The organism is Paraglaciecola sp. (assembly GCF_039943935.1).
GTDB lineage: Bacteria > Pseudomonadota > Gammaproteobacteria > Enterobacterales > Alteromonadaceae > Paraglaciecola.
The window spans coordinates 248,569-272,328 of the sequence record NZ_JBDUZQ010000013.1; the positions used below are offsets into that span (position 1 = coordinate 248,569).

Annotated in this window: 17 protein-coding genes and 1 pseudogene; 16 read left to right on the forward strand and 2 right to left on the reverse strand. The window is 38.8% G+C overall.

Annotation, left to right across the window (positions count from 1 at the left end; genetic code table 11):
* The first annotated feature begins 170 nt into the window (after positions 1 to 170).
* The 4 genes from pnp to ABJD71_RS08510 all read left to right on the forward strand — a co-directional run bounded on the left by pnp (position 171) and on the right by ABJD71_RS08510 (position 4,557).
* Entirely contained in the window at positions 171 to 2,285 is a 2,115-nt protein-coding gene (pnp, locus tag ABJD71_RS08495) for a polyribonucleotide nucleotidyltransferase (RefSeq protein ID WP_348167410.1), read from the forward strand.
* 343 nt (positions 2,286 to 2,628) lie between these two features.
* Positions 2,629 to 3,384, forward strand: a complete 756-nt coding sequence (locus ABJD71_RS08500) for a hypothetical protein (RefSeq protein WP_348167580.1) — start codon at positions 2,629 to 2,631, stop codon at positions 3,382 to 3,384.
* A 134-nt stretch (positions 3,385 to 3,518) separates the two neighbouring features.
* Positions 3,519 to 3,785: an enoyl-CoA hydratase-related protein gene (locus tag ABJD71_RS08505; RefSeq protein ID WP_348167412.1), complete on the forward strand. Its 267-nt coding sequence runs from the start codon at positions 3,519 to 3,521 to the stop codon at positions 3,783 to 3,785.
* Positions 3,786 to 4,308: 523 nt separating this feature from the next.
* The gene (locus tag ABJD71_RS08510; protein ID WP_348167415.1) at positions 4,309 to 4,557 is read left to right on the forward strand and encodes a hypothetical protein; all 249 of its coding nucleotides are present in this window, start codon (positions 4,309 to 4,311) and stop codon (positions 4,555 to 4,557) included.
* Positions 4,558 to 4,686: 129 nt separating this feature from the next.
* On the opposite strand, the gene ABJD71_RS08515 is transcribed toward ABJD71_RS08510, so the two are convergent.
* Both ABJD71_RS08515 and gap read right to left on the reverse strand, forming a co-directional pair.
* Positions 4,687 to 5,526 (reverse strand): D-hexose-6-phosphate mutarotase, encoded by an 840-nt coding sequence (locus ABJD71_RS08515; protein WP_348167418.1) that lies wholly within the window; start codon positions 5,524 to 5,526, stop codon positions 4,687 to 4,689.
* Between the two features lie 94 nt (positions 5,527 to 5,620).
* A complete protein-coding gene (gene gap / locus ABJD71_RS08520) occupies positions 5,621 to 6,616 on the reverse strand; it encodes a type I glyceraldehyde-3-phosphate dehydrogenase (protein WP_348167421.1) in 996 nt (331 codons plus the stop codon).
* A 243-nt stretch (positions 6,617 to 6,859) separates the two neighbouring features.
* Between gap and malQ the strand changes: the two genes are divergently transcribed.
* The 12 genes and pseudogenes from malQ to rluF form a co-directional block, all read left to right on the forward strand.
* Positions 6,860 to 9,061 carry a 4-alpha-glucanotransferase gene (malQ, locus tag ABJD71_RS08525; protein WP_348167424.1) on the forward strand — a complete coding sequence of 734 codons (2,202 nt, stop codon included), beginning with the start codon at positions 6,860 to 6,862 and terminating at the stop codon, positions 9,059 to 9,061.
* 51 nt (positions 9,062 to 9,112) lie between these two features.
* Positions 9,113 to 11,305, forward strand: a complete 2,193-nt coding sequence (gene glgB, locus ABJD71_RS08530; protein WP_348167583.1) for a 1,4-alpha-glucan branching protein GlgB — start codon at positions 9,113 to 9,115, stop codon at positions 11,303 to 11,305.
* A gap of 3 nt (positions 11,306 to 11,308) precedes the next feature.
* On the forward strand, positions 11,309 to 13,375 hold the full coding sequence (gene glgX / locus ABJD71_RS08535; protein WP_348167427.1) for a glycogen debranching protein GlgX: 2,067 nt from the start codon (positions 11,309 to 11,311) through the stop codon (positions 13,373 to 13,375).
* A 35-nt stretch (positions 13,376 to 13,410) separates the two neighbouring features.
* Positions 13,411 to 13,797, forward strand: a complete 387-nt coding sequence (msrB, locus tag ABJD71_RS08540) for a peptide-methionine (R)-S-oxide reductase MsrB (RefSeq protein WP_348167430.1) — start codon at positions 13,411 to 13,413, stop codon at positions 13,795 to 13,797.
* Between the two features lie 154 nt (positions 13,798 to 13,951).
* Positions 13,952 to 14,854, forward strand: coding sequence for a pepsin/retropepsin-like aspartic protease family protein (locus ABJD71_RS08545; RefSeq protein ID WP_348167433.1), 903 nt, complete (start codon positions 13,952 to 13,954; stop codon positions 14,852 to 14,854).
* 290 nt (positions 14,855 to 15,144) lie between these two features.
* Complete coding sequence (locus ABJD71_RS08550; protein ID WP_348167436.1) at positions 15,145 to 16,605, forward strand: glyceraldehyde-3-phosphate dehydrogenase; 1,461 nt, start codon at positions 15,145 to 15,147, stop codon at positions 16,603 to 16,605.
* Between the two features lie 89 nt (positions 16,606 to 16,694).
* On the forward strand, positions 16,695 to 17,822 hold the full coding sequence (locus ABJD71_RS08555; protein WP_348167439.1) for a M14-type cytosolic carboxypeptidase: 1,128 nt from the start codon (positions 16,695 to 16,697) through the stop codon (positions 17,820 to 17,822).
* A gap of 46 nt (positions 17,823 to 17,868) precedes the next feature.
* Positions 17,869 to 19,539, forward strand: coding sequence for an amino acid carrier protein (locus tag ABJD71_RS08560; protein ID WP_348167441.1), 1,671 nt, complete (start codon positions 17,869 to 17,871; stop codon positions 19,537 to 19,539).
* A 67-nt stretch (positions 19,540 to 19,606) separates the two neighbouring features.
* Positions 19,607 to 19,933, forward strand: coding sequence for a hypothetical protein (locus ABJD71_RS08565; protein ID WP_348167444.1), 327 nt, complete (start codon positions 19,607 to 19,609; stop codon positions 19,931 to 19,933).
* Between the two features lies 1 nt (position 19,934).
* Positions 19,935 to 20,228, forward strand: a complete 294-nt coding sequence (locus ABJD71_RS08570) for a DUF1315 family protein (protein ID WP_348167447.1) — start codon at positions 19,935 to 19,937, stop codon at positions 20,226 to 20,228.
* Positions 20,218 to 23,025, forward strand: coding sequence for a DUF349 domain-containing protein (locus ABJD71_RS08575; protein WP_348167450.1), 2,808 nt, complete (start codon positions 20,218 to 20,220; stop codon positions 23,023 to 23,025). The genes ABJD71_RS08570 and ABJD71_RS08575 overlap by 11 nt, the downstream gene beginning before the upstream one ends.
* Positions 23,025 to 23,756 (forward strand): annotated as a pseudogene (gene rluF / locus ABJD71_RS08580) (23S rRNA pseudouridine(2604) synthase RluF); the annotation flags it as partial. The gene ABJD71_RS08575 and the pseudogene rluF, both read left to right, overlap by 1 nt.
* Positions 23,757 to 23,760: the final 4 nt, after the last annotated feature.

A 23,760-nucleotide genomic window follows, 5' to 3' on the forward strand; every position in this document is an offset into this window, starting at 1 on the left:
TAGGTTACGTTTTAGAAAATATGGCATGTTTTTCTGGATAATTCATTGTAGTGACTGTTTTTAGTGATGTGGAGCCGCTATACTGTGCGCCGCATTTAAAAGCGATATATAAAGAAAGCAAAAATGTATTGTCCTCAGTAGGGCAGTTTACAATTATTTAAAGGAAAAAAATGACTCCTATTACTAAATCTTTTCAGTATGGTCAGCATACTGTTACTCTTGAAACAGGCGTAATTGCTCGCCAAGCTACAGCTGCTGTATTAGCTAGTATGGATGATACATCTGTATTAGTATCGGTTGTTGGTAAAAAAGATACTAAACCTGGGCAAGACTTCTTCCCACTTACAGTTAATTACCAAGAGCGTACTTACGCCGCTGGTAAAATCCCTGGTGGATTTTTCAAACGTGAAGGTCGTCCTTCTGAGTATGAAACTCTTACATCACGTTTAATTGACCGTCCAATTCGTCCTTTATTCCCTGATGGGTTTATGAACGAAGTGCAAATTATTGTGACTGTAGTTTCAGCAAATCCAGAAATCCCCACAGACATCATCTCTCTTATTGGTACTTCTGCAGCTTTGGCTGTTTCTGGTATGCCATTTAATGGTCCTGTAGGTGCAGCACGTGTAGGGTACAAAGATGAACAATATCTCTTAAATACTCGCACTTCTGAGCTTGAAGACAGCCAACTTGATCTAGTAGTTGCTGGAACTGAAGGCGCTGTATTAATGGTTGAGTCAGAAGCTGAAATTCTTTCTGAAGAAGTGATGCTAGGTGCGGTAATGTATGGTCATGAGCAGATGCAAACAGTGGTAAACGCTGTCAATGAATTTGCTGCTGAAGTAAACACTCCTAAGTGGGATTGGCAACCAGAAGCTGAAAATACTGAGCTTAAAGATAAAATCAAAGCATTGGCAGAAGCGGGTATTACTGACGCATACCAAATCTCTGACAAGATGGAGCGTAAAGATGCCATCACTGCTTTAACTAACAAAACAGTTGAAGAACTAGTTGCTGCTGATGAAAATCAAGATGCTAAAGAAGTCTCTGAATTGGTACATGAACTAGAAAGTGATGTTGTTCGTTCGCGTATTCTTGCTGGTCAACCACGTATTGACGGCCGTGATCCTGCTATGATCCGTGCGCTTGATGTAGCTACTGGCTTGTTACCACGTACTCATGGTTCTGCTTTGTTCACTCGTGGGGAAACTCAAGCAATCGTTGCTGCGACTTTAGGTACTGAGCGTGATGCACAGATGATTGATGGCTTAAACGGTAAAGTAGATAGCCGCTTCATGCTACATTATAACTTTCCTCCATACTGTGTAGGTGAAACTGGTTTTGTTGGTTCTCCTAAGCGTCGTGAAATCGGTCATGGTCGTTTAGCAAAACGCGGTATTCAAGCTGTTATGCCGTCTGAAAAAGAATTCCCATACGTAGTACGTGTTGTATCTGAAATTACAGAGTCAAATGGATCGTCTTCAATGGCCTCTGTTTGTGGTACGTCTCTAGCGCTTATGGATGCGGGTGTTCCAATTAAAGCGTCTGTTGCTGGTATTGCCATGGGGCTTGTGAAAAATGATGAAAACTTCGTAGTTTTATCTGACATTTTAGGTGATGAAGATCACTTAGGTGACATGGACTTTAAAGTTGCGGGTACCACAGGTGGTATCACTGCACTACAAATGGACATCAAAATTGAAGGTATCACCAAAGAAATCATGCAAGTAGCTCTTAAGCAAGCTAAAGAAGCTCGTTTGCATATTCTAGGTGTAATGGACCAAGCTATCTCTGGTCACCGTGAAGAGATGTCTGAATTTGCTCCTCGCATTTATAAAATGAAAGTAGACAAAGATAAAATCCGTGACGTTATTGGTAAAGGTGGCGCGATGATCCGTGCTATTACTGAAGAATCTGAATGTAATATCGAAATTGAAGACGATGGTACAGTTAAGATTTTTGCAACTGAGTTAGCTAAAGCCCAAATTGCAATTAGCAAAATTGAGCAAGTTACCGCAGAAGTTGAAGCCGGTAAAACTTACTCTGGTAAAGTCACTCGTATCGTTGATTTTGGCGCTTTTGTTGAAATTTTACCAGGTAAAGAAGGACTTGTTCATATTTCACAAATCGCTCACGAACGTGTTAATAAAGTATCTGATCATCTTGAAGAAGGTCAAATCCTAGACGTTAAAGTAGTTGAAATTGACCGTCAAAACCGTGTTCGTTTAAGCATTAAAGATTTGCTTGAAAAGCCTGCTGCGCCAGAAGCATCAGGTAACGAGTAAGTAATTAGTTTTTAACTAATTTTAAAAGGAGCCGCAAGGCTCCTTTTTAGTATCTATAACTAACGCGCTGTCGCATCTGCTCTTAGTATTTAATCCACTAAATTAAAGTTGGTTTTTTTGAAAACTAGCTAGTAGCCTCCTGTAATTCTCCAAGCTAACAAAAAATCGAGATAGATTTATTACTCGTTGCACTCTTTAAGGTATTTCAAGCAACACCACTATATCCACGCAGATACTTTGGCCAGATTCAATGTGTGAGAAAGTTATTGCTTTATTGATTCTTTGTTCTAACGGGGTAAGTGCCACCCATCAATTTATGCAAAAGGAATATTCAGTGAAAACGATGTTAAAAACGAAACTTGGTTCGAGACTAACTTGCGTACCATTTATTTTATTCACACAGCAGAGTGTTGCTCAAGATGATGTTCAGAATGTTGCAATGGATGGCGGTGGATTGGCTGTCATTGCAAAAGTCGGCACCTTGGGACCAGGATTGGAGTTAGATTATAGTTTTACAGAAAGTTGGAATATACGTCTTCAAGCTAATAGTTACACGTACTCAGATACATTCGAAGAAGATGATATTGATTATAATGGCGAGATTGAGTTGTCTACCTTAGGTGTGCTAGTGGACTGGCGCCCATTCGATGGTGTTTTTCATATAACAGGTGGTGCGTATTCTAATGGCAATGAGTTACGTGGAAACGCTATTAGTTCTGGCAGTGAAACCTTTGAAATAGGTCAATTGGAATATCGAGGAAGCAGCGCAGATCCACTGACCATTGATACCGCTATTGTTTTAGGTGATGAAACAGCTGGTTATCTTGGGTTTGGCTGGGGACAAAGTTATGAAGATGGACTTATGTTTTCATTAGAAATAGGGGTGCTATTTTCTGGGGAGCCAGATGTACAACTTGAGGTTACCGGTACGGCAGAAGTAGTAGGCTATCCAGGATTTCAATTTGATGTTAGTGGTACATCACCTGAAGCCATTGAGTTTCAAGCTAATGTTGCCGATGAAATTGTTAATTTAGAAGAGGATATTTCTGATTTCGAAATGTATCCTGTTATAACTTTAGGAATAGGCTACCGCTTCTAATGAATTAAAATGAGAGTATATAGGGGCTGATTATTTTATTACATAGAAGGTCTGTCAGCGTTTAAGCTCGTCCCCATCATTGCTATTCATACTTTTACATCATGGATTTGTTTTGATTTGCTGTGAGGGGAGTATTGATAATAGTTTTATCAACTTGTCCTCTTTCTGGTGATTCTATGCCCAATACCAATACCAATACCAATGCCAAATTCAATAATGTTATTCTTTTCAATGTTCGAGAAAGAGTGGCTACAGTTACCGTTAATCGACCCAACGAGCTCAATACATTTACTGCTGACGTGATTAATGGGTTAACCAATGTTTTTACGTCCATTACCACTGATGATGCCATAAAAGTGGCAGTATTAAAGGGGCAGGCCGTGCCTTTAGTGCTGGGTTAGATTTGAAAGTGCTAATACGGAGAACGGTGTGTTTCAGCACCAGAACTAAGGGCAGCAGACTGCTTTTATTAAAGCGATATCACAATGCCCTAAACCTATTATAGGCGCAATAAATGGTGTAACCGCGCCAGAGAGTTTAGTTTTACCGGACGTTTCTTTAGTGCTCAAGATGCAAAATATTGGGGCTTGGTAAATGAAATATTCCCAAATGAGGACTTAATGAGTGGGGTCTTAACAATAGCTGAAAAATATCAGAAGCAGATATGTCTGCTTTATTGAAAATAAAGTCTCTTATAAATTAAGGTTGGGGCATGAGCCTTCAAAATGCATTAGAATATGAAACTCAGGTAGCTATGCCTTTTAGCAAAATGTTAGATATGAGCCAAATGGAACAACGTCTCGATATGCTAAAATGTCGTAAAAAGTAGGCTTGGGGGAATTATGTACGTCAGAAGCAATGATTACGGTGTCGGTAATAATTCGTATATAAAAGCAGGGGGGGGGGTCAGGCATAACGGCTTTGGTGGATGAGTTTTATGAAAATATTGATAACTTCCCTGCATCGAGAAAAATACGGGATATGCATACCAAAAACTTGTCTGAGCCTCGTAAAAAGCTAACTTATTTTCTCTCGGGGTGGTTAGGTGGCCCAAAATTGTACGCTGAGCATTACGGTAGTATTAATATTCCACAAACACACAAACACACAAACATTTATCAATTGGTAAAGATGAAAGTGAAGCATGGCTTTTATGTATGCAGAAAGCGGTAGATAACCAACCTTATGAAGCGTTATTTAAAGTTTACTTGATGGAACAGTTACGGGTTCCTGCAGAGAGAATAAGAGCTGTTTCCAGCTCTTAATTTATTTTATCAAAGCTGCTAGTTGATAACGCGTTTTTTAAGAAATAGTCTGTTCTAAGGTATGAGTTTCGCTCGGTAGAATAATCTGACCTTCTGTAATAGCCGTCTCAACGCACAACATAGTGACGTAACTATCATCGGCCATATCGCCCATACTGATAGATTTATCTTGCCAAGGGTTCCATACCACTATGCTATCGTGACCAGAGGATTGCACTCCAGTTATCAACTCTTGATCGGTAATAACTAATTTTTCAGGTTTATCAAAGTGGACTCTGTCAGTTTCTTCATTAAATTTATAGGGCTGTGGTGTCTCGAATCTTTCAAAGTTGCGAGTTTTATCTTTGTAAGTCCCTTGTAAACCTATTAGTTCACATTGCTGGATGTCTTTAATTGCAAAGTAACTATGCAAGGCGCAAGTATAGGTTAAAACCTTGTCACTTAGGTTTGTAGTTTTAAGTTGAATACTTAACTGCTTACCAATAAGAACGACTAACGTTAGTTGTGCTTCAGCATCAAACCCTGCTTCACTACTTGTTATTGGTTGCAGGCTTATGATGGTCCCTGTTTCAGAGTCTTCAGAGGCAACGACGTTCCAATTCTGTTGACGAACATAACCATGGCTAGGCATGGCTTTATCAGAAGAATGATCACCAAACCATGGCCAGCAAATGGGGACTCCACCGCGGATCGCTTTTTGGCCATTAAAGATGGCTTGTTTACTTATCCAAAGACGTTCACGACCATCACTTTTAGGAACAAAGCTTACAATATGTCCGCCAAATAGTGCAATCTCTGCTGTCGCAAATGAATTGTCTATTTTTAGAACGTTAATATTGCCACGGGGTATTATTGATACTGAATTTACTAGAAGCATAAAGACTCTCTAATTATAAATGTTAAGGATCAAAAAAGGCGATAAAGAAATATATCTTTATCGCCTTTTTAGCATGAAATTCAACTATCGTTGATTACTTACTGATGTGAGCAACTAAGTCCAATACTTTATTCGAGTAACCAATTTCATTGTCGTACCAAGATACTAACTTAACAAAAGTATCTGTTAAGGCAATACCAGCTGTCGCATCAAAAACAGATGTACGCACATCACCGATAAAGTCTTGAGATACTACAGCATCTTCTGTGTAGCCCATGACGCCTTTCATTTCGCCTTCAGATGCAGCCTTCATTGCAGCACAAATTTCTTCATAAGTAGCAGGTTTAGCTAAGTTAACCGTTAAATCTACAACTGATACATCAGCTGTTGGTACGCGAAAAGCCATACCTGTTAGTTTACCATTTAGCTCTGGAATAACTTTACCTACAGCTTTTGCTGCACCTGTAGAAGATGGGATGATGTTTTGAGAAGCACCACGACCACCACGCCAATCTTTTGCAGAAGGGCTATCCACTGTTTTCTGGGTAGCTGTTGTGGCATGAACTGTTGTCATTAATCCGTCAACAATTCCAAAGTTATCGTTAAGTACTTTCGCTAAAGGCGCTAAACAGTTAGTAGTACAAGAGGCGTTTGAAACGATATCTTCACCTGCATAGTTATTTTGGTTAACACCCATAACAAACATTGGTGTAGCGTCTTTAGATGGTGCAGAAAGTACAACTTTTTTGGCCCCAGCTTCAATATGTTTACGTGCAGTTTCATCAGTTAAAAACAAACCTGTAGATTCAACAACCACGTCAGTGCTAATTGCATCCCATGCTAAGTCAGCAGGGTTACGCTCAGCGGTTACGCGAATAGTTTTTCCATTAACAATAAGTTGGCCATCTTTAACGTCAACCGTGCCGTTGAATTTGCCATGAGTAGAGTCATACTTAAGCATATAAGCCATATATTCTGCATCTAACAAATCATTAATACCTACTACTTCAATATCACTGCGTTCACAGGCGGCGCGAAATACGAATCGACCGATACGGCCAAAGCCATTGATACCTACTTTTATTGTCATGTCTAAAATCCTCTACGAGTTAATTTAACTGCTTTCCTAAAAAGCGGTTAATGACGGGCTTAATAAACCCTACTGAAATATTATTACAAAATTATGGACTAAATAAGCATATAAGGCAAAATATTCCAGATAAAATGTTATTTAATTACATTATTTGTAACATAAAAATATTTGGTATTATTTCTGAACGATTACTAAGGGCAGCCCTTTCTTTAGACAGTTTTTTATAGGAATTAAAATTTAATGACGGCTTCATTGATTGATTATTTAGTTGAGTACCGTGGTATTGAGTCAAATTACCATGATGCTTGGGGTAAACCGACAACTATTGCAGCAGCTACCAAAGAGAAGTTGTTAAAGGCTATGGGATATGATGTGGATGACTCAAATGCTTTACAGCAACTAGCCGAAGATGAAGTGAATCATTCTTGGTTATCGCCGTTAGGGCCTGTACAAGTAATACGCACGGGTATTGAGTTTCATATTGCTGTTAGATTGCCTATTGAACTTGTAGACGATAAGTATGAGGCGGTTATTTCGACTGAACAAGGTGGTGAAGTTGTTTGTAGTTTCGTCCCTGTAGATGGTCAGCTCACCAATGTTGCCCACATAGAAGACGTTGAATTTCAAGAGTATGTGGTGAAACTAGAGGTAACTTTACCCTTAGGTTATCACTCCCTTTCATTACAAGCCGATAAAGACGAATTGGCTAATATGCGTCTCATAGTTGCTCCCCAATCTTGCTATAAACCCCAAGAAATACTAGATGGCAAAAAAGTCTGGGGAGTAAGTGTGCAGTTATATTGTTTACGTAGTGAAACCAACTGGGGGATTGGTGATTTTAGTGATTTAGCTTATTTACTGGAGAAATCAGCAAAGCAGGGAGCTCATTTCGTTGGGTTAAATCCGATACACGCTTTGTATCCTGCGCAACCGAATGCTTGTAGTCCTTATGGACCATCATCTCGCCGGTGGTTAAATTTCATATACATCGATGTGACAGCGGTTGAAGGCTACGAACAAAAAACAGTGCAAGACCTAATAAATACTCCTGAGTTTGCAGATAAATTGCGAAATTCCCGTAACGTTGAATGGGTCGATTATGAAACGGTAACTGCATTGAAATTAACCGCTCTTGAAGCTGTGTTTGAGTATCAAGACACGCTATATTTTTCTAAAAACACCAAGAACAACAGAGCTTTTAAAGCTTTTATTTCTGAAGGTGGTGATAGTTTACAAACCATTGCTATCTATGACGCCTTGCAAGAAAGCCTTGCTAAAAAAGGTGAGCCTTCGTGGGGTTGGCCTGTGTTTCCTGAAGAGTTATCTGATTTTCACAAGTCAGGGGTGAAAGCCTTTGCAAAGAAAAATAAAAAACGAGTGAAGTTCTTTTTATGGCTGCAATGGCAAGCTGCACAGCAATTGGAACAAGCTAATCAGGTTGCTCGCGATAACAGCATGTGTATTGGTTTGTACCGTGATTTGGCCGTAGGTGTAAGCGAAGGCAGTGCCGAAATTTGGGGAAATAAAAATTTATATTGTGTAGGGGCAAGTGTTGGCGCTCCGCCAGATGAGTTAGGCCCCCTTGGTCAAACATGGGGACTACCGCCTATAGACCCTGAAAAGCTTTACGAGCAACAATATCAACCTATCATTGATTTATTCCGTTCAAATATGTATGCCACAGGTGCTCTTCGAATTGATCATGTAATGGCGTTGTTACGCTTATGGTGGGTTTCAAAGGGCGACGATGCGACGGAAGGTGGCTACGTGTATTATCCAGTTGATGATTTACTTGGTATCTTAGCCCTAGAGAGCCAACGTAATAAAAGTATGGTCATTGGAGAAGATTTAGGAACAGTGCCTCCGGAAATTAGAGAAAAACTTGCAGAAAATGGCGTATATTCATATCGTGTTTTCTTTTTTGAGCAATCAAAGGATGGCGGATTTTTTTCTCCTGAGCATTACCCAAAACAGTCTATGGCCACCCTAACAACACACGATATGCCCACATTAAATGGTTATTGGAATTGTTATGACTTAGAGTTGGGTAAAGATCTTAGTTTATATCCGACTCAAGAGATACTGAATGGATTATACAATAGCCGTCATAGTAATAAGCAAGCTATTTTGGATACTTTGCACGCACATCATTCTGTCACTGATGAAGTAGGGTATGATGTGAATTATGTCGGTATGAGTAGGGCTTTAAATTTCGGCATGCAATTGCATATGGCTGGTGGTTCAAGTGAATTACTGAGTTTGCAACTAGAAGATTGGTTAGAAATGGATAAACCAGTCAATATTCCTGGAACATCTTCAGAATATCCCAACTGGCGACGAAAATTGACTCAAGACCTGCATAGTATTTATAGTGATGATGCATTAAATAAATTGGCACTAGATTTAACCGAGATGAGAAAAAACGTGTCCAGAAGGATTTAATTTATTAATGGTTTAGCAATTTTGTTAAACCGTAATGACAAAGGCGAATATATGCTCTTAGAAAACATGTTATCTCAAGCTAAATGTACCTTTCCGTTTTCCCACTTAGGTGTAACTTTTCAAAATTCGAATTCCCTACTTGTCATTACTGCTTGGCTGCCCCATGCTGAGAAAGTTGAGGTAATTGATTTAAGTTCTGACGATCCTATTGGCGAATTGACCAAAAGCAATGATAGCTATTTATTCTCAGGTGAATTTAACGTTCTAACACAGCCTAAAGCCTACTCGTTTAAAGTGACTAATGGAGAGACTGAGTACCAAGTTATCGATCCCTATCAGTTTCAAGAGCACGCCTACCATGCTGTGCATTATGTGGATCATTCACCCGAGAACATATATCAGCAATTAGGTGCTCAATTAATAAACCTAGATGTAGGTTTAGAATCCCCAATCCAAGCCACTCGTTTTGCCGTATTTGCACCTAATGCATCTGCTGTTTCTTTAATAGGTGATTTTAATTATTGGGATGGTTCATGCCTTCCAATGCAAAAAACGGACTTTGGGTATTGGGTATTAGTGGTTCCAGGAATAAAAGCTGGGGCAAAGTATAAATATCAGTTGAAGGATGCAATGGGGCATGAATTGCCTCATAAAGCGGATCCTGTTGGTTTTTTGGCTGAACAGTACCCTTCGCATGCATCTATTGTATATGACCATCAAGAATACAATTGGAACGATAGCAAGTGGCAAAGACAACCCCATAAAGATAAATACCAACAAGCAATGAGTATTTATGAATTGCATTTGGGTTCATGGAAAAAGCCGGGCGAGGAGTCTGGAAAGCGATTTTTAAGTTATCGTGATTTAGCTGTTGATCTTATTGCTTATATCAAAGACATGGGATATACGCATATAGAATTATTACCAGTTTCTGAGTTCCCTTTTGATGGCTCATGGGGCTATCAACCAGTAGGTTTATTTTCTCCTACGAGCCGTTTTGGTGGGCCTGATGATTTTAAATATTTTGTTGACCAATGCCACCAAAACGAAATTGGGGTGATAATTGATTGGGTACCTGCTCACTTCCCGGAAGATGGTCATGGACTGGCTCGATTTGACGGTACCCATATATACGAATATGAAGATCCTCGTAAAGGCTGGCACCCAGATTGGAACTCCTGCATTTATGATTTTGGGAAAGACACTGTGCGTCAGTTTCTTGTAGGTAATGCGCTGTTTTGGATGGATAAATACCATATTGATGGCTTGAGAGTAGATGCTGTTGCATCTATGTTGTACCTCGATTACTCCCGCGATAAAGGTGAGTGGATACCCAATGTTGATGGTGGCAACCACAATTATGAAGCAATTAGTCTATTACAATGGATGAATAAAGCGGTTTATGAGAAATATCCGAATGGAATGACCATTGCTGAAGAGTCTACCTCTTTTTCAAAGGTATCAAGGCCGGTGTTTGAAGGGGGGTTAGGGTTTGGTTTTAAATGGAATATGGGGTGGATGAATGACTCATTACACTATATTGCTAAAGACCCAGCTTATAGACGTTATCACCATAACGAAATTACTTTTAGTATGGTCTATGCCTTTGACGAGAGTTTTATTTTACCTATCTCTCATGATGAAGTTGTACATGGCAAAGGGTCCTTACTTCGAAAAATGCCTGGAGATGAGTGGCAACAAGCCGCAAACCTAAGAGCTTATGCTGGCTTTATGTATGCCCATCCAGGTAAAAAGTTAAATTTTATGGGGAATGAAATTGGTCAAGCAGAAGAGTGGAATCATGACAGCTCAGTAAATTGGCACCTGTTGGAGTTTGATAAACACAGAGGTATTCAATCTCTATATCGTGATCTAAATAAAATCTATGTTAAATATCCAGCTTTATATGAGTTAGATCATGACCATAAAGGTTTTGAGTGGATTGAGCATGGCAATGCTCAGCAGAGTGTACTTTCTGTACTAAGAAAGTCTAATGATGCAAAACAGAAGATATACTTTGTTGTTAACTTTACCCCAGTACCCTACGATAATTTTAAGTTAGGAGTTCAGGATTTAGGCGAGTATCAGTTACTTTTAAGTTCCGATGATGAAAAATATTGGGGTAGTGCTTATAACACTCAGGAGACATATCAAGGGGAGGGCGATGCATGGAATGGGCAACCTTATTCTATTTCTTTGAGTCTGCCGCCATTGGCAAGTTTATTTATTCTATTTAAAGGCTAATTCATGTCTCAGTATCAGGTTTTACCAGGAGCTAGCCATCCGTTAGGAGCCACGCTAAATGATTCGGGCTGTAATTTTGCGGTGCACTGCCCAGATGCTGAGGTTGTGGAGATTTGTTTGTTTGATAGTAGAACTGAAAAGCAAATATCCTGTATTCCAATACCCGCTAAAACCGGGAAGATTTGGCATTGTTTTATTTGTGGAGTAGACGCTGGGCAGCTTTATGGGTTTCGATTGCATGGAGACAACAACTCTCATAACGGATTGATGTTTGACCCTAAAAAATTGTTGATTGACCCTTATGCAAAAGTACTCAATAGACCCTTATTTTGGGATGCTAAAAAGTATCAAGGTGACAGTCAAGATATGATGCCAAAGGCTGTAGTCATGACACCGTCACGTACCCCAGCTAAAATCAATAAACCCAATATACCTCTTGATGAAACTATTTTATATGAAGCCCATGTTAAAGGGTTAACTCAACTTCATCCTGGTGTTGCTGATGAATATAAAGGTAAGTTTTTAGGTGTTTGTCAGCCTGTTATTATTGACCATTTAACGTCTTTAGGGGTCACGGCTATTCAGTTGATGCCAGTTTTTGCGTTTATGCCTGAACCTTTTATCACCAACAAAGGGCTGACAAATTATTGGGGATATAACCCAGTTAATTATTTTTGTCCTGAGCCTAGGTATGTAGTGAAAGATGCCGTACTTGAATTCAAAACCATGGTTGACCGTTTACATGAAGCTGGTATTGAAGTGATCCTTGATGTTGTTTTTAATCATACTGCAGAAGGTGGCTTAGATGGGCCTGTATTATCTTTTAAAGGGTTTGATAACACAGCATGTTATTTGTTTGAAAGAAATGATTACGGAGCTATTGATTATCAAAAATATGTAAACAATTCTGGTTGTGGCAATAGTGTCAATACAGCTTTTCCTTATGTATTGAAAATGGTGATGGACTCATTACGTTATTGGGTTCAAGAGATGGGAGTTGATGGTTTTCGATTTGATTTAGCGGCTAGCTTAGGTAGAGACCCTTATGAATTCTCGACACTGTCTGGATTTTTCCGAACTATCAGACAGGATCCTACTTTGATTGGTTGTAAGTTAATAGCAGAGCCTTGGGATATAGGTCATGGTGGATATCGGTTAGGACAGTTTCCTGCAAACTGGCTTGAGTGTAACGATAAATATCGAGATACGGTCCGCGCTTTCTGGCGGGGGGATAAAGGACATACTAGTGACTTCGCTACTCGTTTATTTGGTTCAAGAGATGTATTTTCAAAAGAGAGCCGCTCCATATTAACTTCTGTTAACAATGTGACTTATCATGATGGCTTTACGTTACAAGATTTAGTGAGTTACGCGGAGAGACACAACGATGCTAATTTAGAGCAAAATAGAGATGGTCATGGTCACAATTTATCCGCTAATTATGGTGTCGAAGGTCCGACTTCAAACGTTAAAATTAAGCAATATAGAGAACGGCAAAAACGTAATTTATTCGCCACCTTAATGTTATCGCAAGGCACCCCGCATGTACTAGGTGGTGATGAGTTAAGTCGTACTCAAAATGGTAACAATAATGCTTATTGCCAAGATAATGAAATAAATTGGATTAATTGGAAGTTAGATACAACTCAGCAAGAATTTCTAACGTTTTGTCAGCAAGTCATTGCATTACGTAAAAGTAGCTCAATACTAAATCACCTTAACTTTAAAGATGATCATTACTCTACAGGTTGTAATGTTGAAGAGATTTGCTGGTATCGTCCAGATGGAGAAAGGAAGTTAGAGGGCGATTGGCAAGACTATAATAATCAAGCATTCGCAGTTGAGCTCATGGGGCCTGATAGTATGTCACATGAGCATTGGTTACTTGTCTTTAATACGAGTGAAGACGATGTCCGTTTTCAGCTTCCTAAAATTGAGCGACATAAAAATTGGCAGTTAAAGTTAAATACACACTATGATAAATGGGCCTTGCAACCTAACGTATTGGTGAAAGATGTTCATTTACAAGTATTAAAAAGCATTGCTGTGTTTAAATGCATTGTGGCCTAAACCCCAATAGGCTATTTAGATTATAAGGATTAAGTATGAAACTTTCTGATTCCCAATGGCGTGAGAAATTATCAAATGAAGAATATAGAGTTTGTAGGCAAAAAGGGACAGAGAGACCATTTACTGGCGAGTTATTAGATTTAAAAGCACAAGGGGACTTTATATGCACTTGTTGTGGTGAAAAGTTGTTTGAGTCACATGATAAATTTGATTCAGGTTGTGGCTGGCCTTCTTTTTCGGCGCAAAGTTCAAATGATAATGTTGATTACTTAACTGATAACTCTTTGGGCATGCAGCGGGTAGAAATTATATGTAAACATTGTGATGCGCATTTAGGTCATGTTTTTGACGATGGTCCCGCCCCAACTGGTAAACGATATTGCGTAAATTCTGTTTCCATTAAGTTTGCCAAAAAAGAGTGAGTGGTTTGTTAATTAATCAGCTAGGCATTGTTTCTAAGTTATAAATTGACAGGAGTGTATTTAACTTTCATAGTCCTCTTGATGGGTTGGGTGTAAATTTACTCATATTTTCACCTGCGATATTCGACTTTTACTTATTTAATCAAGGATGAACATGTTTTTAAAATCAGTAACTATTTTATTTTGTATTATTTGTCACTCGCTCCATGCTGGCGTTTCTGAATGGGTAACCATGACACTAGAAAACGGGCATATGAAATTTCCTGTATTGGTTGAAGGTATTGAAACCATGGCCATCGTCGATAGCGGCGCGCAAATAAATGGTTTAAATGAAAGCTTTAAAAGGAAACATAATTTAGATTTTGCTGAAGGAAGACCGATAAAATTAGTAGGTGTGCATGGCAAAGAAAACAGACCAACATATAATGGTGTCTCAGTTGAAATGTTTGGCCTAAAAACAAAGCTAAATAGTTTGGGCAGTATTAATTTTGGTGGTGACAATAGTGCGTTAGTTCTTGGTGCTGGATTTTTACAAAATTACATTGTGCAAATTGATTACCCAAATGAAAAAATGAGATTTGTCACTAGGGACTCAATGAAGCTTCATGATTTTGTAAATGTAAGAGTTAAATCCCAGAAGGATACTGGCAGGCCAATAATTAAAGTTAACTTAAATAATCAAACAGATGTATGGCTTTTACTTGATACTGGAGCCACTAGTGGTGTTTTTCTTGAAAGGTCAGTGGCGAGCAAAAATGGTTGGCTAGACAAGTATCCAGTTGTAAGCTCTAAGTCACAGGGGGCTATAAGTCACGGAGCTACGGATACGTTTAGTTTACCCACCTTTAAAATTGGACCTTATGAACTTGAGAATGTGACCGTTGATGTTGGTAGTGAGGGTTCAATTACTAATGTTGGAAGTCAAGTTGATACGTCTTTTAGTCGAATAAAAGGAACTACCGTACGAGGACTATTAGGGTATGACGTGCTTAAGCATTTCATATTAACTCTCGATTATAAACGTGGCCAAGCTCACCTTGGATTACCCCCGAATTAAATTAAGAGCTATTTTTAACTAATTAAAGCAATAAATTCACATTTATTGCTTCTTTTTTGTGAAAGTTATTTTCATTAATTTTTATCCTAATTTCTTTTTTAAAGCACAATTTGACTGATTTTCTTAGCTTAACGTTTTTATAGGTAAATCTTGTAAATTTATTACCTATAAATATGTAGTTATCCGAAAAAAATCAATAAACCTGTAATAAATCAACAATTTGGCTCTATGCCATTCCTTCATTAGAATGCCTAAAAAATTCTTATTAACCAAAAAATAGGCAAGCATTAATGAATCAGCAATTAGAACAAAAATTGATTGAAAGTTGGCAAGAAAGACAGGAATACGCTGAGCAAATGCAACCCATTTTAGGGAGGTTATATCGAAATAGGGCGATTGAAATTTTTGTGTATGGTAAACCTCTGTTAGGTGCAAGTGCGATTGAAATTATTAAAGCTCACCGCTCGGTTAGGTTAAAAGAAAAAAATAAACTTAGGCTAAGAGAAAGTTGGCCACTATTAGAAGCGTTGAACACGATGCAGTTGGCCCCAGCAAAAATTGATATTGGTAAGTTAGCTTATGCCTATCAATACGACTCTGCTTTTGAAAACACATCAGTGACTGATTATTTAAACAGCGAGCTTAGTAGTATTGTAAATCAAACTGATGAGCAAGAAGCTCAAGATGTTGTTTTGTATGGATTTGGTCGAATTGGTAGGCTTTTAGCGAGACTCTTGATTGAAAGACAGGGGACTAACAATAAACTTCGCCTAAAAGCCATTGTTGTGCGTGGTGGAAAAGAGGGTGATCTAGAAAAACGTGCAAGTCTTTTAAGACGTGACTCTGTACATGGCCCTTTTAATGGAAGTATTACCATAGATAAAGAGAAAAATGCCATAAAAGCTAATGGCTCTTACATTCAAGTTATATATGCCAACAGCCCTTCCGATGTTAATTACAGCCAATATGGTATTAACAATGCGATTGTCGTTGATAACACTGGGATGTGGCGGGATGAGGAAGGTTTAGGGCAGCATTTGAAGTCTAAAGGAGCTAAAAAAGTACTGTTAACTGCACCAGGGAAAGGAGACATTAAAAACATTGTTTATGGTGTAAACGATATAGATATATCCCAAGATGATGTGATTTTATCTGCTGCTAGTTGTACCACCAATGCAATTACACCTGTCCTCAAAGCGTTGGATGAGAAATATGGTATTGATAGTGGGCATGTTGAAACGGTGCACTCATTCACAAATGATCAAAATTTGATTGATAATTTCCATAAAGGTGATCGCAGGGGGCGCAGTGCGCCATTGAATATGGTGATAACAGAAACGGGAGCGGCTAAGGCGGTTGCTAAGGCGTACCCAACTTTGGCTGGCAAATTAACTGGCAGTGCGATTAGAGTGCCCACGCCAAATGTTTCTTTAGCAATTCTAAACTTACATATGCGCAACGAAACGACAAAAGATGGGGTCAACGCTTTCTTGAGAGATACGTCATTGTTTTCACCTTTACAGCATCAAATCGACCTTACTGCGTCAAAAGAGATTGTATCTACTGACTTAGTCGGTACTCGGGCTCCTTCTGTGGTAGATTCACAAGCTACCATTGTCGCGGGTAATAGGGCTACGTTATATGTTTGGTATGACAATGAATTTGGCTATAGCTGCCAAGTATTAAAGGTCGTGCAACATATGGCAAATTTGTTTTATCCAACCTTGCCTATATCGTTGAAAGCCAGCTAATAGAATTCAGTCACAAAAAAAGGACTCTTGTAGTCCTTTTTTTGTGACTATGATAAATTACATTGGTTAACCTCTTATGGGAATAAAATGTGAGAATAAGTAGTAATTTTGATAGCGGAAATATTCATGTTATCAATGCAGAGTCACCTCAAGATATTCAACTCAGTATTCGTAAAGACAACCAATCTACATTCTATCAATGGTTTCATTTTAAGTTAGATTCACAACCTTTTGTGTCTCACGTTATTACAATACAAGACTTGGCAAAGTCAGCGTACCCAGATGGTTGGGTCGATTTTCAGGCTGTTGCTTCTTATGATCGTAAGGAGTGGTTTAGAGTTGAAACTAAGTTTGATGGTGACAATTTGAGCATTCACCATACCCCAGAGTTTTCACAAGTATATTACGCATATTTCACTCCTTACAGTTATGAACGTCATTTAGATTTGTTAGCATGGTCGCAGCTATCTTCGTTTTGTAAGCCGTATCATTTGGGGGAAACATTAGATGGTCGCGACATGTCTCTACTTGTTATTGGTGAGCCAGCGGATGGGAAAAAGTCAATATGGGTTACTGCAAGGCAACACCCTGGTGAAACCATGGCAGAATGGTTAGTAGAGGGGGTTTTACATCGCCTTTTAGATGAAGATGATGGGTTAGCTAAGTGGTTATTAGATAAAGCCGTTTTTTATGTGGTGCCGAATATGAATCCTGATGGCTCTGCCCGGGGTCACTTAAGAACAAACGCCAAAGGGGTGAACCTAAACCGTGAGTGGCAAGCTCCATCAATGGAAAACAGCCCAGAAGTATTCCTCATTAAGCAAAAAATGCAGGAAACGGGTGTCGATATGTTTTTAGATGTTCATGGAGACGAAGCCTTACCTTATAATTTCGTAGCTGGTTGTGAGGGCAATCCGAAGTATAATGAAAGATTGAAAAACTTAGAAAATACTTTTAAACAGGCATTGTTGATGGCCACTCCAGAATTCCAAGATATACATGGGTACGAAAAAGATGAACCTGGAAAGGGGAATTTAACTGTGGCGGCAAATGCAGTTGGCCATGAATTTGATTGTTTGTCATATACTTTAGAAATGCCTTTTAAAGATAATGTCGAGTTGCCAGATGTCGTTTTTGGGTGGTCACCAGAGCGAAGTAAACAACTTGGTGAAGATGTGATGGTTGCCATGCGCTCAGTTGTTGATATGCTTCGATAGTTAAAACAAAAAAATTAAAAATATAAATTAATAAAGGGGAAAAACGTTGGAAGCATTTCATAATATATTGAAATCAATGGATGGTATGTTAGGTGGAGCTTGGTGGTTCCCTTATGTGTTATTAGGCACTGGTTTCTTTTTCACTATTTATCTTAAATTTCCACAAGTTAGATATTTTAAGCATGCTTGGAAAGTTGTTACTGGAAAGTACGATAAAGCTAACTCCCCAGGTGATACAAGTCACTTTAGGGCGTTAACTACTGCTTTATCTGGAACGGTTGGAACGGGTAATATAGGTGGAGTGGCTTTTGCCTTATTTCTAGGTGGGCCCGCTGCACTATTTTGGATGTGGGCAACTGCTTTTTTTGGGATGACGACTAAATTTGTTGAAGTAACTTTGTCTCATAAATATCGTGATAAAACTCCAGATGGTTCAATGGCTGGCGGCCCCATGTATTACATGGACAAACGCTTGAATATGAAATGGTTGGCTGTCGCTTTTGCAATTGCAACAGTTATCAGTTCATTTGGTACAGGAAACTTACCCCAGAGTAATGGGATAGCTACGAGTATTGAGTCGACGTTTGGGTTTGAACCTCTAATGGTAGGCAGTGTACTTGGAGTTTTGCTGGCTTTAGTCATATTAGGTGGTATCACTCGTATTGCTGCTGTGACCTCGAAGATTGTACCCTTAATGGCTTTAATTTATATAGTAGGGGCATTTGCGGTCATCTTTGCTAATTTAGAAAATGTAGGTCCTGCCTTTGTCTCTGTTTTTTCGGATGTCTTTACGGGCTCGGCTGCGACAGGAGGATTTTTAGGGGCGACTATAGCGTATGCCTTTAATCGTGGTGTAAACCGAGGGCTATTCTCAAATGAAGCAGGGCAAGGTTCTGCGCCAATTGCTCATGCGGCCGCTAAGACGGATGAACCAGTTTCTGAAGGAATGGTATCAATTCTTGAACCTTTCATAGATACCATCATTATTTGTACAATCACAGGTTTAGTAATATTGTCTTCTGGTGTTTGGAAAGAGAAGCATATGAACACGTTTGATCGATCTGACATGCGTATTCTTGCAGGCACGTATGTCGAGTCAGATGTGTCTGATAAGGAGACATTGTTTGCTTATATTAATGACATTGATGGACACGGTGTTACTGATTACACTGGGGATATTCAAGTGGTTAATGGTAAGGCTGTAAATACTGGGTTTACTATCATTAATGCCAGATCTTTTGCTGAAAACGTGACTTTTTCAATTGGTGAGCCTGTTGACAACTATACCGGTACGTTAAAAGTGATAGATGGTTATTTAATGAAAGACTCTATACTAGTCACTGGAGAATCTCTGATTCACTCAGCAAGTTTAACAGCCCTCGCATTTACCAAAGGTTTTTTCGGTGAATCAGGTAAATATATTGTCTCAATTGGTCTATTACTTTTCGCTTTTTCAACCGCTATTGCTTGGTCATATTATGGTGATAGGGCGATGACTTATTTGCTCGGGCCTCGTTCAGTAATGCCGTATAGAGTTGTTTATGTAGCAGGGTTTGTATGGGCCGCTGTATCTGACACTACTCTTGTATGGACATTATCTGCCGTCGCTATAGTCGTTATGACCTTGCCTAACTTGTTTGGAATTTTTCTATTGCGCAAAGAAATGAAAGATTCTGTAACAGATTATTGGGACAGATTTAATAAAGAACAAAAGTAAGCTTTGAGTTTATTGAATTAAAAGGCGCGGCTATAAGCCGCGTTTTTCAGTGTAGTAGGAGTATAAAATGGCATTAATAAACTGCCCAAGTTGTAATCATAAAATTTCTGATAAATCCCAAAGCTGCCAGCATTGTGGTTTTACATTAGGAGAGGCAAGTGCTGAAGATATAGCTCGTAAGCAAAACCTTAATAAATATCTGGAGAGCCAACGTATTCAAACTCAGTCAATGGTTGCCATGCTGTTATTTGTGGCTGGGTTTGGCTTTATGTATTGGGGGGGCGCACTTCCAGGTGAGTTGCAACATACTGTCGCTATTGGCTGTGCAATTGTTGGATTTGTTTGGTACATAGTTAACAGGGTGCGTTTAGTATTCTTGAAAAGGTCTAATTAATATGTACAGTGAAATGCTATTGCAAAATATGTCTGAACAGGTTTATCAAAAATTATTACAAAGTGTAGAAACTGGGAAGTGGTTAGATGGCTCACCTTTGACTGAACAGCAGAAAGAAATAAGTATGCAGGCGGTAATGATGTATCAGGCTAAGGTTTTGAAGTCAGAACAACATATGACAGTGGGGGCGAATGGTGAAATTGTCCACAAAAGTCGTGAATCATTTAAGCAAGAATTTAACACAAAGGCTAATCAAGGCCAAACAATCGCACGGTTTAAACAGGATGATATTTAAGAGACTCTTTCGGGCCAAACATCTGAGCCCTGATCCTTTGGTAAGAATAGAAGCTATAGAAACCCTCAATAATCAGGCTTCTGAACAAAAATCAATTTTGCATGAACTAGCATTCAATGATGCAGAGCCCAAAGTTAGTTTGGCCGCGTTGCATAAGTTAGACAGTTTCGTATTGTGGTACAAAATGTCGGAAATTGCTAAAAATGAACTTGTGCGTCGTAAGTCTGTGCAATATGTAGAAACTGTTTTGTTATCTGAGGACAATACTATTTTAACCGCTTCACAAAGGCGTAATGTAGTACTGGAAGTGAAAGACAATGCTTTACTGGAAAAGATAATATTACAGCCTTGGGTGCAGAATGACGCAGAGCTAGTTATTACCTTACTTGCTAAAGTAGATAGACCTTTACTCAGAGATAAAGTGTTTTTGAATACTCAAAATGAGACTTTACAGTTTGAGATTTTAAGCAGTCTTAAAGATGTAGCCAGTAATCGTAAATTATTAAATAAATTTATTAAGAAAACTCCAACTTTAGCGGTTAAATCTAAAGCAAAAGAGCTTTTATCGCTGTGGTTAAAGCTTGAAAAAATTCCAGTGGAAACTGAGCAAAAAGTCACTATGTTATTGTCTTGCTTATTAGCGTTGAAAGATTCTCAAGATTTTGAATACGTGCAAATTAGACGGCAAGAGCTTAATCAAGAGTACACCAATTTAGCTGTAAACTTTGACAAATTGAGTGAAACCAAAGTGTCTGAAATTCAACAAAAATATATTGATATTTCAAGTAAAGTTGACCGCAATTTTGAGATATTGAAGCCTGTTTGGATGGCACAACAAGCTAAATTAGAATTAAAAAGCGCTGTTGACACAATTACAGCAGATGTCGAAAGACATTTGCAAGCCATCAGCACAGAATTAGACACTCGGATAAGTGAGATTAGTTCTGGTGAGGTAGATAGTTTTAAGCAAACTTTAAGGCAAAGTAGTAGTGCAGTACAGGACCTTATTAGTCAGGCTCCTGCGGATGAACAAAAGAAACATAAGCAGCTTGAAAGTTTAAACAATAGGGTCAACAGCACCTTAAATACATTAAGTCACTTACCGGAATTTCAGGTTAAAATTCATGCTGTACGGGTTATGCTTGAACAGTTTGAAGGGCTAGCGTTACCAAGTGACTCAAGTCAAGTTGATGCTTCACAAGAGCATCTAAACGACGTTAATCAAAAATGGCGGGCTCTTAATGGTGGAAACCATAGCCAGTTACCAAATGAGTTGATTGTACGTTGGAATAAACAATCAAAAGCTTGGGGGAAAGCCATTGCTGATTTACGCACAGAACTTAGTAGTGAACTTAACCGCTGCAGGAACAAGCTTAAATCCATAGATAGTTTAGTGCGGCAAGGTAAATTTAAAGCAGCTATGGGGTTGTATCGAAAGGTAACAGTTTGGTTTGACCGATTAAATGAAAAGCAGCAAGCACAATTGCATAAAACCTACTCAGACGTACAACAGCAAATTGAAAATCTAAAGGACTGGCAAGATTATATTTGTGCACCGCGTAAACCTGCATTATTAAAAGAGGTTGATAGATTAATTGCAAACCCTTTAAATGTTGGTGCTCAAGCGAAAGCAATAAAAGTGTTACGTAGCCAATGGAATAGCTTAGGAAAAACTGAAACGGAGTCGGATCAAGTGTTTAACGATGCATTTGAGGTTGCAATTGAAGCGGCTTTTTCACCATGCAGAGAGCATTATGATGAACAACAGAAACAGCGTGAAGCGAATTTACAGCTGAAAATGCAGGTACTTGCAGATCTTAAAGGGTTATCTAAAGCTGATAGTTCTATAATGGAACTAGCTAAAAAATTAAGACATGTTCAACAAACATGGAGAAATGTTGGAGAAGTTGACTTCAAATTACGAAAAGAACTTTATGAGAAATATCAAACATTAGTCGCGCCACTTAAACTGAAAATCAGTGAGTTTCACAATGATAATGCCAAGCAAAAGCAAACATTGTTGAACCAAGCTAGGTTGTTGATTGAACTAGAACCTATCACAGAAGCCATTGAACAAGCTAAGAAACTACAAGAAAAATGGAAGAGTATCGAGCACGCAGGCAGAAAAGCCGAAGCTGATTTATGGCAGGCGTTTAGACAGGCAAACGACAACTTGTTCACTAAAAGAGCTGAATTAAACCAGCAGCATAAGCTTGAGGTTAAAGAACAAATTAAACAATTGAAATTAAAAGTAAGTACGCTTAAATCGAATTTGACTGAGGCCAAGGGCAAAGCTGAATTAATACTAGCTTTACAAGGTGCCCCTGCAGTTCGAGAATCACTTACGTCTCTACCAAGCAGTATCCGTAATGAATTAGAAAGTGAGATTAATGGACTATTTGAGAATCAAAAGAAAAAACTGTCCGAACTAACTAAAAATGAAAAATCTAAAGAATATGTTCGGTTATTTGAGGCATTAAGGTGTTGGGAGCAAGGAGCCAATAAACCAGATGTTACTGATCTTAGAAAGAACTGGCAATCAGGCTTTACTAAAGCCCCCGCTCTAGCCGACCGAGATGAAATTACTTTAAAAATGGAGGTGATCGCCGATAAACCTTCTCCTGTTTCAGAGCAAAGTAAACGTAAGCAAGTACAAATGGAATTGATGGCACATAGACTGCAGACAGGCGATAGTTTGGAGTTAAATACTTTGTTAGTGGATTGGATTAAAGGCGGAGAATTAAGTGAAACAGATAAACCTTTGCTTGAGAGAGTTGAAAGAGTGTTTGTATCTTAATGAGTACTCTAATTCGATTAAATAAATTTATTAGTGACTCGGGGCATTGTTCACGTAGAGAAGCAGATAAGTTAATTGAGCAAATGCGGGTGCAAATAAATGGACAGATACCAGAGCTTGGCACAAAAGTCTCTTCGGAAGATATTGTTACTGTCGACGGAAACGCTATTAGTGCTAGTGCCAGCGACAAAACAGACCGTATATACATCGCCTACAATAAACCTGTCGGTGTAACTTGCACTACTGAACGACATATAAAAGGTAATATTATTGATGCCATTGGGCACAAGGAAAGAATTTTTCCAATTGGTCGGTTAGATAAACCTTCTGAAGGACTCATCTTTTTGACTAGTGATGGAGATATCGTAAATAAAATCCTTCGAGCCGAAAATGCTCATGATAAAGAGTATGTGGTCACTGTGAATCGTCCTCTCACTGACAGTTTTATAGGTAAAATGGCTAAAGGTGTCCCCATTTTGAATACAGTGACCAAGCCATGTAAGGTAACAATGCAAAGTAAAATGGTATTCCGGATTATTTTAACTCAAGGCCTAAATCGTCAAATTCGTCGTATGTGTGAGTATCTCGGATATGAAGTGACACAACTCAAGCGTAATCGAATTATGTCGGTAAGGTTGGCAGGATTAAAGCCTGGCCATTGGCGGAATTTAACCCCTAAAGAAATGGCTGAAATTAACATAGCCGTATCAGGATCGACTAAAACGGCTCTTTAAA